The 24,133-nt window shown below is 49.9% G+C and carries 10 protein-coding genes and 1 pseudogene; 9 read left to right on the top strand and 2 right to left on the bottom strand.

From position 1 onward, the window contains the following. Window positions 1–8: 8 nt before the first annotated feature. Genes D5085_17555 through D5085_17540 form a run of 4 tightly spaced genes read left to right on the top strand, consistent with a single transcriptional unit; the run spans window position 9 to window position 6,694 of the window. On the top strand, window positions 9–1,481 hold the full coding sequence (locus tag D5085_17555; protein QEP45215.1) for a ribonuclease G: 1,473 nt from the start codon (window positions 9–11) through the stop codon (window positions 1,479–1,481). Between the two features lie 26 nt (window positions 1,482–1,507). Beyond that, window positions 1,508–4,918 (top strand): hypothetical protein, encoded by a 3,411-nt coding sequence (locus tag D5085_17550; GenBank protein QEP44782.1) that lies wholly within the window; start codon window positions 1,508–1,510, stop codon window positions 4,916–4,918. A 7-nt stretch (window positions 4,919–4,925) separates the two neighbouring features. After that, on the top strand, window positions 4,926–6,134 hold the full coding sequence (locus D5085_17545) for a (Fe-S)-binding protein (protein ID QEP44781.1): 1,209 nt from the start codon (window positions 4,926–4,928) through the stop codon (window positions 6,132–6,134). A 29-nt stretch (window positions 6,135–6,163) separates the two neighbouring features. Next, window positions 6,164–6,694 carry a histidine phosphatase family protein gene (locus D5085_17540; GenBank protein QEP44780.1) on the top strand — a complete coding sequence of 177 codons (531 nt, stop codon included), beginning with the start codon at window positions 6,164–6,166 and terminating at the stop codon, window positions 6,692–6,694. Window positions 6,695–6,758: 64 nt separating this feature from the next. Here D5085_17540 and D5085_17535 read toward each other — a convergent pair whose 3' ends face one another. Continuing rightward, entirely contained in the window at window positions 6,759–7,019 is a 261-nt protein-coding gene (locus tag D5085_17535) for a hypothetical protein (GenBank protein ID QEP44779.1), read from the bottom strand. 161 nt (window positions 7,020–7,180) lie between these two features. Between D5085_17535 and D5085_17530 the strand changes: the two genes are divergently transcribed. Further along, window positions 7,181–8,626, top strand: coding sequence for an IS91 family transposase (locus D5085_17530; protein ID QEP44778.1), 1,446 nt, complete (start codon window positions 7,181–7,183; stop codon window positions 8,624–8,626). 1,267 nt (window positions 8,627–9,893) lie between these two features. Here the strand turns inward: D5085_17530 and D5085_17525 are convergent. After that, complete coding sequence (locus tag D5085_17525) at window positions 9,894–10,091, bottom strand: hypothetical protein (protein ID QEP44777.1); 198 nt, start codon at window positions 10,089–10,091, stop codon at window positions 9,894–9,896. Here D5085_17525 and D5085_17520 point away from each other — a divergent pair. From D5085_17520 to D5085_17505, 4 genes and pseudogenes are all read left to right on the top strand, one after another. Beyond that, window positions 10,062–13,253: a cadherin repeat domain-containing protein gene (locus D5085_17520; protein ID QEP44776.1), complete on the top strand. Its 3,192-nt coding sequence runs from the start codon at window positions 10,062–10,064 to the stop codon at window positions 13,251–13,253. The two genes, D5085_17525 and D5085_17520, sit on opposite strands and share 30 nt — an antisense overlap. Window positions 13,254–13,715: 462 nt before the next feature. Further along, a pseudogene (locus D5085_17515) lies at window positions 13,716–13,784 on the top strand (hypothetical protein). A 138-nt stretch (window positions 13,785–13,922) separates the two neighbouring features. Next, window positions 13,923–21,953 carry a cadherin repeat domain-containing protein gene (locus D5085_17510; GenBank protein QEP44775.1) on the top strand — a complete coding sequence of 2,677 codons (8,031 nt, stop codon included), beginning with the start codon at window positions 13,923–13,925 and terminating at the stop codon, window positions 21,951–21,953. Window positions 21,954–22,084: 131 nt separating this feature from the next. Beyond that, on the top strand, window positions 22,085–23,734 hold the full coding sequence (locus tag D5085_17505) for an IS1634 family transposase (GenBank protein ID QEP44774.1): 1,650 nt from the start codon (window positions 22,085–22,087) through the stop codon (window positions 23,732–23,734). Window positions 23,735–24,133 lie beyond the last annotated feature (399 nt).

Genomic DNA, 24,133 nt, shown 5'->3' with positions numbered 1-24,133 from the left:
AGGTAGAGATGAGCGAAGAGTTACTAATCAATGTGACCCCCGAGGAGACGCGGGTGGCCTATGTCGAAAATGGCGTGTTGCAGGAGGTTCACATTGAGCGCTGTAAAAAGCGCGGTCTGGTGGGCAATATCTATCGCGGTCGTATCTGTCGGGTTCTGCCCGGAATGCAGGCGGCGTTTGTCGATATCAATCTGGAGCGCACCGCCTTTTTGCACGCCTCAGATCTACTTCTGAACCGCGAGCGGGCAGAGTTTAACGGCGAGGGGGTACCGTCGATTCGACAGTTACTGCACGATGGTGAGGAGATTATTGTCCAAGTGGCCAAAGATCCCTTAGGGAGCAAGGGGGCGCGGTTGACAACCCAGCTCTCGATTCCGTCCCGTTTTCTAGTCTATCTGCCGGGGAGTCGGCAGATTGGGGTCTCACAACGAATTGAGGATGAGAGTGAGCGAGATCGGCTGAGGCGGCTAATTCGTACAGTCGTCGATGAGAGCGGTACCCTAAAGGGGGGCTTTATTGTCCGTACTGCCGCCGATGGGGTGACGGAGAGTGCTCTTAGGCAGGATATTAAGTTTCTGCAACGGCTCTGGAGCTCCATTGAGGAGAATATCGCCGCCACAACCGGCCCGACGCTACTGCATGAGGATATGCCGCTAGTGATGCGCACCATGCGTGATCTGGCCACTGAAGAGATCGAGAAGATTCGTATCGACTCCCAAATTACCTACGATAAGGTGATTAAATTTGCCTCTCGGCTCATTCCTGAGCTAGGGGATAGGATCGTCCCCTATACCGGTGAGCGACCGCTGTTTGATCTCCATGGGGTTGAAGATGAGATTCAGCGGGCGCTAGGGCGCAAGGTTGAGCTTAAATCGGGCGGCTATCTGATTGTCGATCAGACCGAAGCGATGACGACAATCGATGTCAATACCGGTGCCTTTGTGGGCCATCGTAATCTGGAAGAGACGATCTTTAAAACCAATTTGGAGGCGACGGCGGCCTTAGCACGGCAGCTACGGCTGCGCAACTTGGGCGGCATTATTATTATCGATTTTATCGATATGAATGAGCTGGAGCATCGGCGGCAGGTGTTACGCACTCTGGAGCGGGCGTTAGAGCGCGATCATGCGAAGACCCATATTAGCGATGTCTCGCCGTTAGGATTGGTGCAGATGACCCGTAAACGCACGCGCGAGAGTCTAGAGCAGGTGCTGTGTGAGGAGTGTCCTGTCTGTGGCGGTCGTGGCAAGGTGAAAACAGCCGAGTCGGTCTGTTACGAAATTTTTCGCGAAATTATGCGTGAGGCCAAAGCCTACGATACCCCAAGCCTGTTGGTTCTTGCGGCACCTGAGGTTATCGATGTACTCGAAGACGATCTCTCTACCGCGTTAGCGGAGCTAGAGGAGTTTGTCGAGCGCGAAATTCGACTGCAAGCCGAGCTACTCTATAGTCGCGAGCAGTTCGATATAGTCCTCATGTAACTGCCGCGACTCGGTTGGGATTGAGGGTGAGATTTCGTGGCGCGGGCCGAGTCGTATGGCGGCTACTGTGGCTGCTGCTGCTGGGGATGGCGATCGCGAGTACCGCGCTGCGGCTAACGATTAGTCAGATCGACTCGCTGCTGCCGCTGCTCAACCGCTATTTAGAGCCGCAGGGGGTGTCGCTGGTCGCTATCGAGTTGCAGGGGTGGGGGTGGCAGCGGGATCCTCTGCTCCGTTTTGAGCAGCTACAGCTACAAAATCGTGCCGGTGAACCGCTGGTGACGCTACAACAGGGGGAGCTTTCGCTCAATCTGCTGCGTTCGCTGCTCCACCGACAACCGGTTTTAGCGCAGCTACAGCTAGAGCTGTTGCAGCTAAAACTACCACAGCGCTCACATAGCGCTACAGCGACCGTATCGCAGTCGCAGCTCTCCGACTGGCTCGATCGACTGCTGCTGCAACAGCAGCTACAGATAGCGCGTGTCGAGGTGAGCGTGCCCCGAGATGCCGGGCTCCCCCTTAACTCACCACCAGAGCAGCTTGTGATTGAGGCGCTGCGACTGCAACAGCAGGGGTTTAGTAGCTATTTTCAGGCACGACTAGAGGCAGAACCGCTACTAGGTAAGACGCTACTTAAAGGGGAGCTACAGAACTATCTGTCGGGGGTGCTCGCCCCTACCGCCTCGCTCTACCTGTTTAACCAGTCGTTATCGCTACCACAGCTACCAGGTGATCTTAGTAGCCAGATTTGGCTCGATTTTGAGCAGGGGGAGCCCCTACAACTACAGTCGAATTGGCGCTTCACCCCAGCGACTCCCGCCATTAAAGGCGCAGCGAAGCCGCTGCCGCCGATGGAGGGGGGACTGGTGTGGCAACCGGTGCCACAGGGGTGGCAGGCGGTGGTGCAGTTTGTCAGTGGTGAGGGCGAACCACAGCAGATCCATCTGCTCAATCGTGGCCAGCAGACCGATATTGGGCTACAGCGGGTCGATCTATCACAGTGGCAACCGCTGCTACAGCCCTGGCTAGAGCTACCGCTAACGCTCCATCGCGGGGTGTTGCACCATAGCTGGATTCGTCTGGGGGAGGAGCAGCTACACCTATCGCTCCAAGCAGAGGGAGTGGTGCTCTCAATCCCTACGGCCGGCATTGAGCGGCTCGATTTGGGCACCTTGCGGGGGGAGTGGCAGCTACACCATGGTGATAGGGAGGGTGAGGGCGGCTGGCATCTGCGGGGGCGCGATCTACTGCTGCAAGGGCCGCTGCTAACGCTACAGGGGGATCTGCGCCTAAAACAGCCGCCGCAGCAGCCGCTCCATATCGATACCCAAGCGCGCTTTGAGCTGCCGCAAGCGATCGCGATAACCGAGCTACTACCGCAGCGACTGCTGCCGCCGCAAACGGCCGTTTGGCTACAACAGGCCTTTACAGCCGGTCGGATGAGTGGCGGACGGCTGCTCATGTTTGGCACGCTAGAGGAGCTACTCCAGCTCGCTCCGAGTAGCGTGATCGATGTTCGTGCCCGTGCCGAAAACCTCTCTATAGTCTTTAACTCTCACTGGCCAGCGCTAGAGGCGATTCGAGGCCAGCTTCGCTTCTATAACCAGTCGATGGATATCTTTGCGACCGAGGCGAAGATGGCAGCGGCAACGCTGCGTCAGACGCGGGTACAGATCGCCGATATGCGCCGAGCGCAGCTAAGTGCTGAAGGGGAGCTGTCGCTGCCGCTGCCGCAGCTACTCCCCCTGCTAGCACAGACCCCGCTACAGCAGCGGGCTCACCAAGTTGGGGCACAGATAGCGCCGCAGGCGGGTCGGGCTGAGGTGAAGTTAACCTTACAGATCCCGCTCAATCGCCCCCTTACCTTCGAAGATCAGGAGCTCACTGTGGCGGGTAAGATGGTGCTACAGCAGGGGAGGATGACCGCCTTTGATAGGCTAACGGCCACCGATCTCTCTGGGGAGCTGAACTTTGATAAGCAAGGCTTTAACAGCGGTACCCTGCTAGGCAGCTTCGACTCGCAACCGCTTCGCTTAGCGCTAGAGCGAGAGCGCGAGAGTCAAACTTTGACTCTAGCGGCGGTAGGTAGCCTCTCCGATCAGGGGTGGCAGTCGCTGCTGTCGCTGCCGAGCCGCGCCGTTACGGGGGGGAGCTCTTGGCAGTTACGGCTACAACTGCCGCAACAGGGGGCGATTCGAGTCGAATTTGAGAGCCAATTAGAGCCGTTAGCGCTCAATCTACCTAAGCCGCTCACCAAAGCGATTGGGGAGCCGCTACGGCTACAGTTTTGGGGACAGCTTGAGCCGGAGCAGCAGCGGTTTCAGCTTCAGCTAGGGGAGCGGGTCGGGGTCAATATACAGCGACAGGCAGAGACATTACAGCAGCTACGGCTCCACCTAGGGCCAACCGAGGCCCCGCTACCGCAGCAGGGGGGGAGCGGTATTGTGGTCACGGGGGGGGGCGAAGTGGCGCTAAAAGAGTGGCAGCAGCTACTGCCGTTCGGTAGCCAAAAGGAGCTAACCTTGCCGATTGATATCGATATGGAGCGGCTAACGGTGGTGAGGGCGGCAGAGCCGAGGGATCAAGAGCGAGGCGAGGCGACTGAGCCTGTGATACGGGAGGGGATGATACCGGTTAATGTGGCCATCAAAGAGCTGTGGATAGATGAGCGAAAGCTAGGGGCATTAAGACTCAAAATGGTGCCTCGTCAGGGGGAGTGGTGGGTGCCGACCCTGACATTAGAGGGGGCTAACTACCAGTTTAATGCCAGTGGTAGCTGGCGCCCTAATGAGCAGACCCGAGCGAAAGTGAAGCTCACTAGCAGCGATTTAGGGGCGACCTTGCAGCAGTGGGGTTTTGTGAGCGAGCTGCAGCAGGGGCAGTTTAACGCCAGTGGTGAGCTTAACTGGCCCGGATCACCGGAGAGTTTTGCCTTAGCTAAACTTCACGGTGAGATCACTCTCAGCGCTCGCGATGGCAAAATTCGCGATCTCCAAAATGGGGCGACTCGTCTGCTGCAACTGCTGAGTCTGAAAAAGTTACCGAACCACCTGCTGTTTAACTTTGACGATGTGCGTAGCCGCGATATTCGTTATGAGTCGATTCGTGGCGATATTCGCTTCATCCGAGGCAAGATGAGCAGCAGCAATATGTTGCTAAAGGCGGTACCGGGCAACGCCCTATTGACTGGCGCTATCGATCTACCACAGCAGCAGCTCAACCTACTGCTATCGATAGCTCCAAAACTGACCGAAACTATCTCACTCGCGGGGGCGATTATCCTTGGCCCGCAGGTCGGGGCCGCGCTATGGCTGCTGCAGAATCTCTTTGAACCGGAGGTGGAGCAGGCGGCGATGTTTCAATACCGTATTCATGGGGCGTTTGCCGAGCCGGTAGTAGAACAGTTAAATCGACCGATGGCCGACCTTCCCGACTAGAGGAGTGATGATGCAGCGCAGCGAGTTATTAGCAGCGATAGATCAGTGTGTTCTCTGTGGCCTCTGCCTACCCCACTGCCCCACCTTTCTGGCCGAGGGGCGAGAGCCGGAGTCGCCGCGAGGGCGTTTGATGCTGCTACAGGCGGTGGCTAAGGGGGAGATCGCCCCAACCGAGGTCGATCAAACTGCCCTAAACCACTGCCTACTCTGTCGTAACTGCGAGACCCATTGCCCCTCACAAGTCCGATATAGTGAGATTGTGGTGGCGGCTAGAGCCTCTATCCTACCCCTGCCGGCCGATGGGGGCAGGGAGCGGCTCTTAGACGCCGTAGCGCACCCCCGCTCTCTGGCGCTATTAGGTCAGATGGGGCAGTGGTACCAAAAGAGTGGTCTGCAACGGGTGGTTCGTAGGCGGGGATGGGTGAGAGGGGAGCTAGCGCGGTTAGAGTCGCTGCTACCCGACTACCGCCCACTTCCCCTAGAGCCACTTCCGCAACCCTCGACTCAACAGGGTCGAGTGGCACTGTTTCGCGGCTGTATGGGGAACCAGCTAGAGCCGGTGGCATTAGAGGCGGCAAAGCGGCTGCTACAGAGCTGCGGCTTTGAGGTGGTGGAGTTTACCCAGCCCCAGTGCTGTGGCGCCCTGCATAGCCATGCCGGTGAGATAGAGCAGGGAGATAGGTTAGCGCTAGCGACCCTAGCGCAGTTAGAGCGAAGTGGAGCTGACTGGCTAGTCGGGGTGAGTAGTAGCTGTATCGCGCAGCTACTATCCTTTGCCGCGCTTGATAAAATCACGACAGTCGAGGCGCTGCTGCTACGATACTGGCCTAATGCGTGGCAGCCGGCCCCGCTGTCGGGCAGCTACGCCCTTCATACCCCGTGCAGTAACCGTAACCGTCTAAATAACAGTGCCGAGGCGGTGGAGTTACTGACGAAGATTCCGCAGCTAGTTTGGCAGAGGCTGCCTGTCGATGGGTGCTGTGGGGCGGGAGGAAGCCATCTTCTATCCGATCCCGAGCATGCCGCTAGTTTTGCGATCGCCCCACTGCAGTGGCTACAGCAGCAGCCGTTAGGCGCGATTATCAGCACCAATATCGGCTGTACCCTCCATCTAGGTGCCGAGGCACGCCGACGGGGGGTTGAGATTGCGCTCTACCATCCGCTAGAGCTGCTACTGCGCTCACTACTTAACTCGCCCTCTCTTCCCCCCCATTAACTGCTATGAACCCTTAAGGAGTCACCGCTGTGTTAACTGACGAGACTGATAAGCCGCGACTACTCTCACTACTACGACACGCCAAGTCGGACTGGGAGAGTGGGGCGCAGAGCGATCACCAACGCCCACTGGCTAAACGGGGCCGAAGAGATGCGCCACTCATGGGGGGCTGGCTAGAGTGTAGTGGCCTAGTTCCGCAGCAGGTGCTCTGCTCGACGGCGCTTAGAGCGCAGCAGAGCTGGGCTTTGGTCGCCAACGAGCTGCGCTCTCCACCGCCATCTCAATGCAATGATCTGCTCTATGGCGCGTCAGTGGAGGAGGTGATATCGCTGCTACAGCAGCAGCCCGATTCGGTGCGCCATCTACTCCTAGTTGGCCACGAACCGACCTGGTCGATGCTGGCTAGCTATTTAATGGGCGGCGGGACGATAAGAGTCCCCACCGCCGCGCTGGTGACCCTACAGCTAGCGACCCCCTCATGGCGCACGATTGGGCCGAACGGGGCGTGGCTACAGAGTCTGATGATCCCTAAGATGATTAAAGGGTGCCGAGGCCGCTAGTTTAAAAATATCTCTGATGCTCAAAAGCCTAGATGAGTCACGGCTGGCAGGTTGACTATCACGATCAACGAGTCTCCTGGTAGCAGCCCGCCGAGGGGCTGCCGGACCGACCGTTGCCGCTCGCGCGAAACCCGCTTCTTTCCGTCTCTCTCCCTGCGGCGACAACCGCCTCAAACACCTCCCGACAGGCCAATTTCTTCTCCATCATCGCCCTCCGGTGGATACTTTCGCGTAGGCGGTTGGATTTCCTATCCTTAAGCAAGCTTGAGATTTCGTAATCGTTTGAGATATTAATACCAAGAGAATTGTCGGATAATGAATTCATATAATTACCTATCTCTTAGTTTATATGAACAGGTTCCATTAGTAAGCAAAGATAGTGAGTTTGATAAATATGGTATCGATAGACTTTGGTAGAGCATTTTTTGAGAAAATAAGATTAGGAAATAAAATGCTAACGATCCGCATTTCACCCTAGACTCGCCAATGGCCGCCCAAACGCCGGGATGCATCCCAGCCCCCTACCGAGCGCGTCGGCCCGCCGACACCCCGCTGTATCGGGTGGTGCAAAACCACCTAGAGACCTTCCTTGCCCTGTGCCATGACGACTGGGAGCAGGAGCGAGTCTCCCCTCACGCCGAACGGGAACTACGCCGATTTCTGGAGTGCGGTATCCTCGCCTATGGGTTCGCCCGCGCCCGCTGTGACGAATGCGGCCATGATTTCCTGATTGCCTTCTCCTGCAAAGGGCGGGGCGTCTGCCCTTCGTGCAACACCCGGCGGATGGCGGAGACCGCTGCTCACCTCACCGATCATGTCCTGCCCCGGCTGCCGGTACGCCAATGGGTGCTCTCCCTGCCCAAGCGGCTGCGCTACCACCTCCAGCACGACCGCAAGGCGCTCAGCAGCGCTTTGCGCATCTTCCTCGATGCCGTCGAGCAACACTTGCGCGAACAGAGCCCTGGGGCAGGTCCGAAGGCGCGAACCGGCGCGGTGGCGTTCATCCACCGATTCGGCTCTTCACTCAACGAACACACGCATTTCCATGTCGTCTTCATCGACGGCATTTTCGAACCCGACCCGGAGCAGGGCGTACACTTCATCGAAGTGGAGGAACTCGATGCGGACGACGCCGAGGCGGTGCAGACCCAAATCCGCCGCCGCATCTTGCGGGCGTTCGTGCGGCGGGGATTGCTGGAAAAGGCAGATCGCCAGGAGATGGAGCAGTGGGATCACGGCGGCGGGTTCTCCCTCGACGCCAGCGTGCGGATCGAGGCACACGACCGGCGAGGCATGGAGCGTCTGCTGCGCTACTGCGCCCGCCCGCCTTTCGCCGCCGACCGACTGGAGGAGATCGATGCCCAGCGGTTGATCTACCACCTGTCCAAGCCCGGCCCGGACGGGCAAACCCAGATCATCCTCTCGCCGCTCGAACTGATCGGGCGCATCGCCGCCCTGGTTCCGCCGCCCAGGCAACACCGGCATCGCTACTACGGCGTGCTCGCCCCCAACTCACCACTGCGGCCGGCGGTAACCGCCCTCGCGCCCGAGCCCGTGGCGGCGGAGCCTGAAACGAAACCGGCGGTAGAGACGGCAGCGGACGACCCTCCGGTGGCTATCGGGCGATCCCCCGCCCGCTACCTCTGGGCCATGCTGCTGGCTCGCATTTACGAAGCGTTCCCTTTGACCTGCCCCCAGTGCGGGGCCGAGATGCAGATCATCGCCTTCATCACCGAGGCCGTGGAGGTGCGGGCTATCCTGGAGCACATCGGCGAACCCGCCGCCCCGCCACGAATCGCCTCCGCCAGGGGACCGCCAGAGTGGTACGAAGAGTCCGTGGAGGACGCCATCGACGCCGAGGATTCCCTTCAGGGCGACCCTCTCGCCCAGCCCGAGCCGGAGTACGAATACGATCAACGAGTCTCCTGGTAGCAGCCCGCCGAGGGGCTGCCGGACCGACCGTTGCCGCTCGCGCGAAACCCGCTTCTTTCCGTCTCTCTCCCTGCGGCGACAACCGCCTCAAACACCTCCCGACAGGCCAATTTCTGTTTCATCCTCGCCTTCCGGTGGTCAGAAGGGGCTCTGACCGAATCTTGACGGCGCTCCGGAGCTGGGGGATACTTTGGCGTAGGCGGTTGGATTTCCTATCCTTTTTATGAGTTTATTTTCAAGGTACGCAAAACTGCGTAAAAGCGAATATAGCAGGAAAATCTATTAGTAAATGGTTAACTTTGTTTCTAAAATATAGTTAAATTTAATTACACAAGGCTCTGTGAAGTGTGTTGCGCTATTTAAATCACCTTAAGCGTGATAAGTCGCTAAGTCATACTTTAGATTATTATGTGTTATTCGCCTTAATCGTGGTTATGTTAGTAGGTTGTATGAGTCTACGATTAAGGGGGGGGGTTAGAGTGTGTGAGTCTTTAATTAAATATATGTGCAGATAAAATTGATTGGTTATTTGGGTTAACTGGTAATTAAGGTTTTTGTTATGATTTCAGCTGATAGACTTTTTGAAAAATCGAATCTTTTTCGTTGTGAAAAAGTGAGTTATTATCATGTTGTTTATTTGGCATCTGTTACTGCTGAAAGGCTGAAGTTATATTTGGATAAAGATAAGCATCGCGCGCTCTCTGCTAACAGAAAATATCAGCTTTCTCTGGTGGTTGTCAGTTTGGCTTTGTTAGTCAAGGAGGCTAAGGCAGACTACCTGAACTCGGGGGAGGGTGCAAAAGAGACAGCAAAAGGAGAGTTAAACGGAGATAGTGCTGCCCAATCCGATGTTCAATCTGAAGTAGAAAAAAATATTAATCAGATTGGAGCTAAAGATTTTGGTGGGTTAGTTGAACGGTTGTCGGAAATTTATTTATCTATTACTGGGTTAGGTTTAAGTGAGGATGAGCTGCAAGGATGGGTTGAGAAGATAGAGGCAGGAGAGGTTGATTTTAATGATTTTTTAACCATTCTCTCTCTGGAGCTGTCGGTTGATAAATCTGCTTTAGCTGAATTTGTGAAAAATGATTACGATAAGCTTGATTTGAATAATATTTATGGGGATTATAACAGGAGAGAATTTGCAGATGGTTTGCCTGTTGGTTTCTCATTAAACACAGATGTTTTTCAATCTTTTGATTCTGAGGAGTCCAATTTTCAATTGACAGGTGCTCCGCTCACCATTTTATCTTCAGTTCAACCGGAATCACAACCGCAACCCGAATCGGAATTGCAACTCCAACCTCAGCAGGAATCGCAACCGCAACCCCAACCAGAGTTGCAACTTCAACCTCAGCCGGAATCGCAACCTCAACCCGAACCAGAATTGCAACTTCAACCTCAGCCGGAATCGCAACCGCAACCCCAACCAGAGTTGCAACTTCAACCTCAGCCGGAATCGCAACCGCAACCCGAACCAGAATCACAATATCAAGCTCAGCCGGAACCCCAACCCCAACCCCAACCCCAACCTCAACCAGAATTACAATATCCAGAAATTGAAAATGGGTCGCAAATTATTAATCCTGATCCAGAACCTAATAGTCAGCAGCAGGATGTAATTCAAGGAAAGGTAAGTGATGGCTATATTGCTGGTGCAACAGTATTTATAGATGTGAACGGCAATAGAGCATGGGATGAGGGTGAGGCAAAAACCGTTACAGATGAAAACGGAGATTTTCAGCTTATTGAAGGTCGCGGTAATCTTATAGCAACTGGTGGTATTGACATCTCTACTGGATTGCTTTTTGAGGGAACTTTTACTGCACCAGAGGGTTCTACGGTAATCTCTCCAATCACCACGCTGGTGGATCAGATTGTGCAAAATTCAAATGGCAATATCACTGTAGATGATGCTCTGAGTAAGGTCACAAAGGTATTTAATATTGATCCCAGTGTAGATCTGTTAAATTTTGATCCCATCGCTACAGCAAATGATCTTAACTCAAGTAGTGAAGTTCAAAAAAGTGCTCTGGAGTTACAATCTTTAGCGGTGCAAATCGTAAATGTTGTGAACCAGTCGGCAACTGCAATATCAAGTTTAGGCGTTTCGGATGAGAAGTCGGCGGCTGATGCAGTATTTAAATCACTATCTGATAGCGTGATAAGCTCTTCTGTTATTGAAAATGGTCAACTTGATCTTCAGTCAGAGAGTACTGTTGGTTCAGTGATAAAATCCTCAGCAGAGGAGGTGACATCTTCGGTAGAAAAACTGTCTAAAATTGATAATGTTTCTCAAGCTTTGTCAGCTTCTATAGTTAATGTGAATACTGTTATGGCCGAAACTGCTGCCGCTCAAACCGAAGATGGTAGCGCTTCAGTTTTGCTTGCTAAGCTTGCGCAGACTCAGGTTGTTGCGGATGCGGTAAAAAAAGATATTGTTAAGGCGGTTGAAACCGGAGATGTATCGGATTTGGAACGCTCTTCAGATGTTGTGAACCTGACCACATCAATAGAGAGCGTTGTTATTGCTGAAATTATATTTGGAGTTGCAGATGATTTAATTAATAGTGTGGAAAAAAGCTCTGTAGTATATACGGTAGCAGGAGTTGCTTCTGGTACAGATGTTACAGTAGAGTTTAGTGACGGAAGTAGTGTTGTCTCAGAGGTGGTTGCAGCAAATGGAACTTACTTTATCGATTTGAGCTCGTTGAGTGATGGGGTTATTACATCGAGTCTCTTTATAACAGACCAGTTAGGAAATAGTACTACAGTTGAAGGGGGAGTGTTTGTTCTTGATACTTCGGTTCCTTCAGCGCCAACTGTGGCTTTAATAACAGATAGCGGAAGAGATGATTCAGACCTTGTTACTAATAATGGCGCATACACAGTATCAGATTTGGAAGTCGGGGCAAAGGTGGAGTATAGTGCCGACAATACTAACTGGAGCAGTGTAGAGTTAACTCCTGTTGAAGGTGAAAATATTGTTTATGTCAGACAGGTGGACGCAGCGGGTAATGTCTCATCTGTTAATAATTTTTCTTTTACCTACGACTCTTTTAACCCTGTATTTGCTTCGGCTATTGCAACAGCCGCCATTGATGAGAATAGTGGTGCCGGTCAATTAGTCTATACCGCCGTCGCGACCGATAGCGGTACCGTGACTTACAGCTTAAAAGCGGGTGATGACGCCGCACTATTCTCGATTGATGCTAATAGTGGGGAGGTCACACTCAGCGTTGATCCCGATTATGAGACTCAAGCTAGTTACAGCTTTACTGTTATCGCGACCGATGCTGCCGGTAACAGCTCAGAGCAGAGCGTCACCCTTGCCGTCAATGACTTAGATGAAGGTGCCCCTCAATTCACCTCCGGTGCCATAGCTGATGCCATTGATGAAAATAGTGGTACCGAACAAGTCATCTATACCGCCACAGCGACCGATAGCGGTACCGTGACTTACAGCTTAAAAACGGGCGATGATGCGGCACTATTCTCAATTAATGCTAATAGTGGGGAGGTTACTCTTAGTAGTAATCCCGATTATGAATCTAAAGCTAGCTATAGCTTTACTGTTATCGCAACCGATGATTCGAATAACAGCACCGAACAGACGGTCACGCTGAATATTAACGATTTAGATGAAGGTGCCCCACAATTCACCTCTGGCGCCACAGCAACTGCCATTGATGAGAATAGTGGTGCGGAGCAAGTTATCTATACCGCCACAGCAACCGATAGCGGTACCGTGACTTACAGCTTAAAAACGGGCGCTGATGCCGGGCTATTCTCGATTGATGCTACTAGCGGGGAGGTTACCCTCACAGGTAATCCCGATTATGAAGCTAAAGCCAGTTACAGCTTCACGGTAATTGCGACCGATGATTCGAATAACAGCACTGAACAGACGGTCACTCTGAATATTAACGATTTAGATGAAGGTGCCCCACAATTCACCTCCGGTGCCATAGCTGATGCTATTGATGAGAATAGTGGTGCCGAACAAGTCATCTATACCGCCACAGCGACCGATAGCGGCACCGTGACTTACAGCTTAAAAACGGGCGCTGATGCCGGGCTATTCTCGATTGATGCTAATAGTGGGGAGGTTACCCTCACAGGTGATCCCGATTATGAAGCTAAAGCTAGCTACAGCTTTACCGTAATTGCGACTGATAATGCCGGTAACAGCTCAGAGCAGAGTATCACCCTTGCGGTTAACAATCTGGACGAAAACGCCCCACAATTCACCTCTGGCGCCATAGCAACTGCTATTGATGAGAATAGTGGTGCCGGTCAATTAGTCTATACCGCCACAGCGACCGATAGCGGTACCGTGACTTACAGCTTAAAAGCGGGTGATGACGCGGCACTATTCTCGATTGATGCTAATAGTGGGGAGGTTACCCTCACAGGTAATCCCGATTATGAGGCTAAAGCTAGCTACAGCTTCACGGTAATTGCAACCGACGATGCCGGTAACAGCTCAGAACAGAGTGTCACCCTTGCGGTTAACAATTTGGACGAAAACGCCCCACAATTTACCTCTGGCGCTACAGCAACTGCTATTGATGAGAATAGTGGTGCCGGTCAATTAGTAAAGTTGTTTCCCAATCAAACCATATAGTTTATAATTAATTTTTTTAAACAATTTTTTGAAAGGTTTTAATGATGAAATTTAGCACATCAGAGTTAAATACTGATAGAGGTTGGGCTGCTGCTACTGGCATAAAGAAAAAGCAGTTTTACTTAATTTTGGAAACTTTCGAAAAAAGCCACTCTAGTATTATCGAATCGAAATTACTTAAAAATACGATTGAAATTGGTGATGAATTCTGTATCAAAAACACAGAGGAACTTTTATTTTTTACGCTGTTCAGTTTAAAGAGTGGATTAACTTATGATAACTTGGGTTTTGTGGCTGGAATATCATCATCTTATGCGCACAAAATTCAAGCATTTGGTCTCTCTGTTTTGGAGCACGCATTAAATGAGTTAGAATGTATGCCAATTAGAAAATTTAAGGATCCCACTGAATTTAAAGAGTTTTTTGAGAAAAATAATATCGAAAACATACTCATAGACGCAACCGAGCAACCGAAACAAAGACTACAGTTTCACGGTAATTGCGACTGATAATGCCGGTAACAGCTCAGAGCAGAGTGTCACCCTTGCGGTTAACAATCTGGACGAAAACGCCCCACAATTCACCTCTGGCGCTACAGCAACTGCTATTGATGAGAATAGTGGTGCCGGTCAATTAGTCTATACCGCCACAGCGACCGATAGCGGTACCGTGACTTACAGCTTAAAAGCGGGCGCTGATGCCGGGCTATTCTCGATTGATGCTAATAGCGGGGAGGTTACCCTCAGCGGTAATCCCGATTACGAGGCTCAAGCCAGTTACAGCTTTACTGTTATCGCAACCGATGATTCGAATAACAGCACTGAACAGACGGTCACTCTGAATATTAACGATTTAGATGAAGGTGCCCCACAATTCACCTCCGGTGCTACAGCAACTGCCATTGATGAGAATAGTGGTGCCGGTCGATTGGTCTATACCGCCACAGCGACCGATACAGGTAGCGTGACTTACAGTCTGAAAGCGGGCGATGATGCCGGGCTATTCTCGATTGATGCTACTAGCGGGGAGGTTACCCTCAGCGGTAATCCCGATTACGAGGCTCAAGCCAGTTACAGCTTTACTGTTATCGCAACCGATGATTCGAATAACAGCACTGAACAGACGGTCACTCTGAATATTAACGATTTAGATGAAGGTGCCCCACAATTCACCTCCGGTGCCATAGCTGATGCTATTGATGAGAATAGTGGTGCCGGTCGATTGGTCTATACCGCCACAGCGACCGATACAGGTACCGTGACTTATAGTCTGAAAGCGGGTGATGATGCTGGGCTATTCTCGATTGATGCTAACAGCGGGCAGGTTACCCTTAGCGGTGATCCCGACTTCGAAACCAAACCCAGCTACAGTTTCACGGTAATTGCGACTGATAATGCCGGTAACAGCTCAGAGCAGAGTGTCACCCTTGCGGTTAACAATCTGGACGAAAACGCGCCACAATTTACCTCTGGCGCTACAGCAACTGCTATTGATGAGAATAGTGGTGCCGGTCAATTAGTCTATACCGCCACAGCGACCGATAGCGGCGCCGTGACTTACAGCTTAAAAGCGGGTGATGATGCGGCACTATTCTCGATTGATGCTACTAGCGGGGAGGTTACCCTCAGCGTTGAGCCCGATTATGAGACTCAAGCTAGTTACAGCTTTACTGTTATCGCAACCGATGATTCGAATAACAGCACTGAACAGACGGTCACTCTGAATATTAACGATTTAGATGAAGGTGCCCCACAATTCACCTCCGGTGCCATAGCTGATGCTATTGATGAGAATAGTGGTGCCGGTCGATTGGTCTATACCGCCACAGCGACCGATACAGGCAGCGTGACTTACAGCCTGAAAGCGGGCGATGATGCGGTACTGTTCTCGATTGATGCTAACAGCGGGCAGGTTACCCTTAGCGGTGATCCCGATTTCGAAACCAAACCCAGCTACAGTTTCACGGTAATCGCGACCGATGATGCCGGTAACAGCACAGAGCAGAGCGTCACCCTTGCGGTTAACAATCTGGACGAAAACGCCCCACAATTCACCTCTGGCGCCACAGCAACTGCTATTGATGAGAATAGTGGTGCCGAACAAGTCATCTATACCGCCACAGCGACCGATAGCGGCACCGTGACTTACAGCTTAAAAACGGGCGCTGATGCCGGGCTATTCTCGATTGATGCTAATAGTGGGGAGGTTACCCTCACAGGTGATCCTGACTTCGAAACCAAACCAAGCTACAGCTTCACCGTCATAGCAACCGATGAGTCGAATAATAGCTCAGAGCAGAGTGTCACCCTTGCGGTTAACAATTTGGACGAAAACGCCCCACAATTCACCTCTGGCGCCATAGCAACTGCTATTGATGAGAATAGTGGTGCCGGACAAGTCATCTATACCGCCACAGCGACCGATACAGGTAGCGTGACTTACAGTCTGAAAGCGGGCGATGATGCCGGGCTATTCTCGATTGATGCTACTAGCGGGGAGGTTACCCTCAGCGGTAATCCCGATTACGAGGCTCAAGCCAGTTACAGCTTTACTGTTATCGCAACCGATGATTCGAATAACAGCACTGAACAGACGGTCACGCTGAATATTAACGATTTAGATGAAGGTGCCCCACAATTCACCTCTGGCGCCACAGCAACTGCTATTGATGAGAATAGTGGTGCCGAACAAGTCATCTATACCGCCACAGCGACCGATAGCGGCACCGTGACTTACAGCTTAAAAACGGGCGCTGATGCCGGGCTATTCTCGATTGATGCTAATAGTGGGGAGGTTACCCTCACAGGTGATCCTGACTTCGAAACCAAACCAAGCTACAGCTTCACCGTCATAGCAACCGATGAGTCGAATAATAGCTCAGAGCAGAGTGTCACCTTTGCGGTTAACAATTTGGACGAAAACGCCCCACAATTCACCTCTGGCGCCATAGCAACTGCTATTGATGAGAATAGTGGTGCCGAACAAGTCATCTATACCGCCACAGCGACCGATAGCGGCACCGTGACTTACAGCTTAAAAACGGGCGCTGATGCCGGGCTATTCTCGATTGATGCTAATAGTGGGGAGGTTACCCTCACAGGTGATCCTGACTTCGAAACCAAACCAAGCTACAGTTTCACGGTAATTGCGACTGATAATGTCGGTAACAGCTCAGAGCAGAGTATCACCCTTGCGGTTAACAATCTGGACGAAAACGCCCCACAATTCACCTCTGGCGCTACAGCAACTGCTATTGATGAGAATAGTGGTGCCGAACAAGTCATCTATACCGCCACAGCGACCGATAGCGGCACCGTGACTTACAGCTTAAAAACGGGCGCTGATGCCGGGCTATTCTCGATTGATGCTAATAGTGGGGAGGTTACCCTCACAGGTGATCCTGACTTCGAAACCAAACCAAGCTACAGCTTCACCGTCATAGCAACCGATGAGTCGAATAATAGCTCAGAGCAGAGTGTCACCCTTGCGGTTAACAATCTGGATGAAAACGCCCCACAATTCACCTCTGGCGCTACAGCAACTGCTATTGATGAGAATAGTGGTGCCGGACAAGTCATCTACACCGCCACAGCGACCGATACAGGTACCGTGACTTATAGTCTGAAAGCGGGTGATGATGCTGGGCTATTCTCGATTGATGCTAACAGCGGGCAGGTTACCCTTAGCGGTGATCCCGACTTCGAAACCAAACCCAGCTACAGTTTCACGGTAATTGCGACTGATAATGTCGGTAACAGCTCAGAGCAGAGCGTCACCCTTGCGGTTAACAATCTGGACGAAAACGCCCCACAATTCACCTCTGGCGCTACAGCAACTGCTATTGATGAGAATAGTGGTGCCGGACAAGTCATCTATACCGCCACAGCGACCGATACAGGTACCGTGACTTATAGTCTGAAAGCGGGTGATGATGCTGGGCTATTCTCGATTGATGCTAACAGCGGGCAGGTTACCCTTAGCGGTGATCCCGACTTCGAAACCAAACCCAGCTACAGTTTCACGGTAATTGCGACTGATAATGTCGGTAACAGCTCAGAGCAGAGCGTCACCCTTGCGGTTAACAATCTGGACGAAAACGCCCCACAATTCACCTCTGGCGCTACAGCAACTGCTATTGATGAGAATAGTGGTGCCGGACAAGTCATCTATACCGCCACAGCGACCGATACAGGTACCGTGACTTATAGTCTGAAAGCGGGTGATGATGCTGGGCTATTCTCGATTGATGCTAACAGCGGGCAGGTTACCCTTAGCGGTGATCCCGACTTCGAAACCAAACCCAGCTACAGTTTCACGGTAATTGCGACTGATAATGTCGGTAACAGCTCAGAGCAGAGCGTCACCCTTGCGGTTAACAATCTGGACGAAAACGCCCCACAATTCACCTCTGGCGCTACAGCAACTGCTATTGATGAGAATAGTGGTGCCGGACAAGTCATCTATACCGCCACAGCGACCGATAGCGGCGCCGTGACTTACAGCTTAAAAGCGGGTGATGATGCGGCACTATTCTCGATTGATGCTACTAGCGGGGAGGTTACCCTCAGCGTTGAGCCCGATTATGAGACTCAAGCTAGTTACAGCTTTACTGTTATCGCAACCGATGATTCGAATAACAGCACTGAACAGACGGTCACTCTGAATATTAACGATTTAGATGAAGGTGCCCCACAGTTCACCTCCGGCGCTACAGCAACCGTCATTGATGAGAACAGCGGAGCCGGACAAGTCATCTATACCGCCACAGCGACCGATACAGGTACCGTGACTTACAGTCTGAAAGCGGGCGATGATGCCGGGCTATTCTCGATTGATGCTAATAGTGGGGAGGTTACCCTCACAGGTGATCCCGATTATGAAGCTAAAGCTAGCTACAGCTTTACCGTAATTGCGACCGATAATGCCGGTAACAGCTCAGAGCAGAGTATCACCCTTGCGGTTAACAATTTGGACGAAAACGCGCCACAATTTACCTCTGGCGCCACAGCAACTGCTATTGATGAGAATAGTGGTGCGGAGCAAGTTATCTATACCGCCACAGCGACCGATAACGGCACCGTGACTTACAGCTTAAAAGCGGGCGATGATGCCGGGCTATTCTCGATTGATTCTAACAGCGGGCAGGTTACCCTCACAGGTGATCCCGACTTCGAAACCAAGCCCAGCTACAGCTTCACGGTAATTGCGACTGATAATGCCGGTAACAGCTCAGAACAGAGTGTCACCCTTGCGGTTAACAATTTGGACGAAAACGCGCCACAATTTACCTCTGGCGCCACAGCAACTGCTATTGATGAGAATAGTGGTGCGGAGCAAGTTATCTATACCGCCACAGCGACCGATAACGGCACCGTGACTTACAGCTTAAAAGCGGGCGATGATGCCGGGCTATTCTCGATTGATTCTAACAGCGGGCAGGTTACCCTCACAGGTGATCCCGACTTCGAAACCAAGCCCAGCTACAGCTTCACGGTAATTGCGACTGATAATGCCGGTAACAGCTCAGAACAGAGTGTCACCCTTGCGGTTAACAATTTGGACGAAAACGCGCCACAATTCACCTCTGGCGTTACAGCAACTGCTATTGATGAAAATAGTGGTACCGAACAAGTTATCTATACCGCTACAGCAACCGATAGCGGTACCGTGACTTACAGCTTAAAAGCGGGCGATGATGCCGGGCTATTCTCGATTGATGCTAATAGTGGGGAGGTTACCCTCAGCGGTGACCCCGATTATGAAGCTAAAGCCAGTTACGCATTCACGGTAATCGCAACCGATGAGTCGAATAACAGCGCTGAGCGGACGGTTACGCTGAATATTAACGACTTAGATGAAAACGCGCCGACCTTCACTTCAGGAGCGACGGCTGCTGCCATTAATGAAAATAGTGGGGCAGGCCAAACCATCTACACCGCTGTTGCGACAGATGATGCTGGAACGGTAATCTACAGCTTGAAAAACAGTGGGGATGTGGCTGCATTCACCATTAATGCTGCGACCGGAGCCGTCACCCTCAACGGTGACCCCGATTATGAAGCTAAAGCCAGTTACGCATTCACGGTAATCGCAACCGATGAGTCGAATAACAGCGCTGAGCGGACGGTTACGCTGAATATTAACGACTTAGATGAAAACGCGCCGACCTTCACTTCAGGAGCGACGGCTGCTGCCATTAATGAAAATAGTGGGGCAGGCCAAACCATCTACACCGCTGTTGCGACAGATGATGCTGGAACGGTAATCTACAGCTTGAAAAACAGTGGGGATGTGGCTGCATTCACCATTAATGCTGCGACCGGAGCCGTCACCCTCAGCGGTGATCCCGATTATGAAGCTAAAGCCAGTTACGCATTCACGGTAATCGCAACCGATGAGTCGAATAACAGCGCTGAGCGGACGGTTACGCTGAATATTAACGACTTAGATGAAAACGCGCCGACCTTCACTTCAGGAGCGACGGCTGCTGCCATTAATGAAAATAGTGGGGCAGGCCAAACCATCTACACCGCTGCTGCGACAGATGACGCCGGAACGGTAACCTACAGCTTGAAAAACAGTGGGGATGTGGCTGCATTCACCATTAATGCTGCGACCGGAGCCGTCACCCTCAACGGTGATCCCGATTATGAAGCTAAAGCCAGTTACGCATTCACGGTAATCGCAACCGATGAGTCGAATAACAGCGCTGAGCGGACGGTTACGCTTAGCGTCAATGATCTTGATGAGGTCGCACCATCAGCTCCAACATTAACCCTCAATAACGATAGTGGAGAGAATACAAATGATCTCATCACTAATGATGGAATATTTACTATCTCAGGAGTTGAAGATGGCGCAACAGTAGAATACAGTACCGATAATACCAACTGGAGCACAACCAAACCAACGGCTCAAGAGGGGAGCAATACTATCTATGCAAGACAGAGTGATAGTGCTGGGAATGTCTCACCTGTAGCAAGCCTAAACTTTACCCTAGATACAACATCTCCTTTTGTAGTAATCACTTCAGGTTCTTATACAAATAGTTCTAATCCTGTTTTTAGTGGTATCGCAGATGCAGGTAGTGACATCACCCTTGAGGTTGGCGGGGCTTTATATTCTACAATCACTGATAGTGAGGGTGATTGGAGTATAGATACGGGAAGTGTCACTCCAGATAGTGGAACACTTAGTCTTCCAGCAGATGGTGAGTATATAGTAGAGGTAACATCTAGCGATGTTGCAGGCAACAGTTACACCGCGAATCAAACTTTACACTTAGATACCCAAGCGCCCACACTGCTTGATATAAGTGTTCCAAACGAAACTCTTAGTTTAAATAATGTGCTAACCGCAACATTCACATTTAGTGAGTCTGTCAAGGATTTTATTTATGATGGATATGATACACCTTGGGGCGTAAATCCAATTGAACATAATGGGATATCAATATATGACTGGAGACCTGTAGCCGGTAGTAATAACTCTATATATACTGCTAAACTCAAAGCACAAGAAATTGGATTCATTGATGAGGTGGAATTAAGTGATGTAATATTTTACTCATTTAAAGATAGAGCCGGAAATGAATACATAGGTGATGCTTATATAAATAGTTATGTTGATCGTCATACAGGTACACCAGAACTTGTTGGTGTCAATGCGGGTGAATATGAGTTAACAATTTTGGACAACCAACATCAAGATCTTGAGCTAGACGTTTTAGCTGATGAAACCGGTGATATTACCTCTGTGCTTGTCTCAGTCGATAACGGAGAGACTTGGGTAGAGCTTATTGATAATAAAATTTCTTCATATTCATTAAATGGTACAAGAGATGCGGGAATATATTTGTGGAGTAATCCAACACTCCCGTTAGGTGAGAACGATCTTCTTGTTAAAGTTAGTAACAGTATAGGAAACTACCAGCAATCAAGTATCCCTTATACGGTTGTTGAAAATATACCTCCTGTGATCACAACAGAGGTGATTACAACTGATTATCTGATTGAAGGAATGGGATCACCTGGAGCTGAAATTGTTGTAGATTCGTATGGAGTTGTAACGGTTGATGATACTGGATACTGGTCATTACGGCTTGATCCAAATGAGTTTTCAGGGTCTGAGGGTGATTGGTCTTTTTATTTAGAGCAAACAGATGTTTATGGTTTATGGATTGAAGAATATCAAGATGTGATGGTAGATACATTGGCTTATGATCCGTCAGAAGTGAGTGCCTATGTAGGGGATGTTGGCTACTATGGTCATATTACCTCTGTTGAAAAAACAAATGGGTTTAGCTTGTCTGGATGGGGTGAGCCAAATGTTGATATTACGGTTTCGATCAAATCAAAAAATGGTATCCCTATCGTTTTGGAGAATGGAAACGTCACCACAGTAGATGCAAATGGAGATTGGGCACTTAGTGTAACGTCACAAGATATCGCCAAGCTTAAAGCAGATGAAGAAGTGTATGTCACAGCATCTCAGTCAGATGCTTATGGCAATATCAGTTACAGTGAGACCACTACACTTTACAATGATCCTATCATCCCTGATGGATTACATGTATTTAACACCTCATACTATGCCAATTTTTATGATATACACGATGCGTATTATATTAGAGGGTCTGCCAATCCTTTAACCGACATTCCGCATACATTTCCAAGATTTGGCAATTTAATAAAATTTTGATTTTAAATAAAGAATAATATTAAGCAAAATTCATGCCTGTATTTGATGTTCTGCATACAAAATTTTCACTTGAGTATTTAGCCAACGCCCAGATTTGGTGAATTTTAATATAGCATCAGGTGTAGAATTGTATGTCAGTCCATGTAGAAACAGGTACCCCATTACATCCCAACCATTACGAAACCAAAACCCTAGACCATTTGGGTCTAGTATCCGCCATGATTGATGAATTAGGGTTGGTTGAGCAAATAGATGCCCTACTACCTAAAGATGAAGAGAAACAAACTATTTCCCACGGACAGGCTGTTAAAGCAATGATTTTGAACGGATTAGGGTTTGCTCATCGCGCACTCTATCTCACGCCTCTTTTTTTTCGGGATAAACCTGTCGATAGATTAATCGGAGAAGGAGTTACTGCTGATCAAATTAATGACGATGCTCTGGGGCGAGCCTTAGACGCTGTATATAACTATGGCATTGACTCACTCTATGGACAATTAGCTGTTAAAAGCGTTCATACACTCGGCTTAACGGGAGGTATCTACCACATGGATAGTAGTAGCTTTCATACTGATGGCAGATATAATAGCGAATGTCCTCCCCAAGAGGGTAGTGATATTATACATGTCACGAAAGGTTATAGTCGCGATCATCGTCCTGATTTAAATCAGGTTGTTTTACAATTAATTTGTGAAAATAAGTCGGGTATTCCGGTGCTCATGCAACCTCTCAGTGGTAACAGTAATGATAAGATTAACTTTAGGGATACAGTGACTAAGCATATAGCCCAATTAAAAAAGGACGTTGGGTTGGAATATTTAGTTGCCGATAGCGCGTTTTATACTCGAGAAACGCTCGAGTTAAGCCAAGATTTATTCTGGATATCTCGCGTTCCGGAGACATTGTCATTAGCTCTTTATTTTATTGAGTCACATGCTCCTTCTTTGATGGTGGATTTTAATCAAATGTCAATGATTGATTTGCCTTGTCAGTACGGAGATATTGATCAACGCTGGTTATTAGTCTATTCTCCTGAGGCGAGACAACGTTCGCTTAAAACTTGCAAAAAGCAGTTTCAGAAAGTAAGCGACAAAGAGATGAGAAATATTAACGCATTATTTCGTCAGGAATTTGCCTGTCAAGCCGATGCTGAGCAGTCCGTTGAAAAACTTCAAAAACAGCTAAAGCTGACGGAACTGACTGATATTGAATATAAAGAAGTCGCTCGTTATAGCAAAAAGGGGCGTCCGGCAAAGAATGCCAAACCTGATAAGATAGTCATTCAAGTTTCCGCTATATTATCATCTGACTCATCTCTATTTCAGAAAAAGATACAACAAAAAAGTTGCTTTATTATTGCCACCAATCAACTTGATTCTAATGAATTGCCGAATTCTAAGCTGTTGAAGATTTATAAAGAACAGCAAAAAGTAGAGCGTGGATTTCGGTTTCTAAAAGATCCATTATTTATGGCAACAACATTCTTTGTTAAATCTGAGGAAAGACTGATGGCAATCACAATGATTATGACTTTATGTCTTATGATTTATGCCGCTTTGGAGCATCGGATTAGACAAGCTCTTAGCCAATTTGATGAGTTTTTTCCTGACCAAGTCGGTGGGTTGACTAATAAACCGACAGCACGCTGGGTATTTCTCTATTTTAAAGGCATTCATGTTTTAGTCATTCGGAAATGTGAAGAGATGATACTGAACCTAAATGAGCACCAAAAAAAGTTACTGCTTTTGCTTGGAAAACGGTATATTGATGTTTATTCCTGATGTCCAAGTTTATGTGCGGAATGTCGGCTTTAAGTGATATCGAGGTTACTTTTGGCGGTCAAACTTTTACAACGACGGCAGCAGACTCGGGAGAACAATATGATAGAACCTATGCTGAAAATAGCGGATTTTGGCAAATATGGACACCTAACTATTTTGTAGATGGCAATACTCAAATTTATGAATATACGGTGGTTGAAAAAGATCCAAATACGGGGGAGGTGATCAATACACTATCGGGTGTCACCTATTTTGATGCGACACCTCCTAATATAAGCATCACCAGCGATCTGCATAGCACGGAACTTTTCCCTGTAATCGAGGGTACGGCAGAGGCAGGGAGTACAATCACCTTGCACTATGGACCAAGGTCTTATAGTGAGATGGTTGATGAGAATG

The organism is Ectothiorhodospiraceae bacterium BW-2 (assembly GCA_008375315.1).
Lineage (GTDB): Bacteria > Pseudomonadota > Gammaproteobacteria > Thiohalomonadales > Thiohalomonadaceae > BW-2.
The sequence above is the reverse complement of the archived record's forward strand: the minus strand, read 5'-3'. Positions and strand labels throughout refer to the sequence as shown.

What these genes read in the sequence shown, in the direction of transcription:
- D5085_17555 (QEP45215.1), top strand. Translation starts at nt 9, where the DNA reads ATGAGCGAAGAGTTACTAATCAATGTGACCCCCGAGGAGACGCGGGTG.
- D5085_17545 (QEP44781.1), top strand. Translation starts at nt 4,926, where the DNA reads ATGATGCAGCGCAGCGAGTTATTAGCAGCGATAGATCAGTGTGTTCTC.
- D5085_17535 (QEP44779.1), bottom strand. Translation starts at nt 7,019, where the DNA reads ATGAATTCATTATCCGACAATTCTCTTGGTATTAATATCTCAAACGAT.
- D5085_17530 (QEP44778.1), top strand. Translation starts at nt 7,181, where the DNA reads ATGGCCGCCCAAACGCCGGGATGCATCCCAGCCCCCTACCGAGCGCGT.
- D5085_17505 (QEP44774.1), top strand. Translation starts at nt 22,085, where the DNA reads ATGTCAGTCCATGTAGAAACAGGTACCCCATTACATCCCAACCATTAC.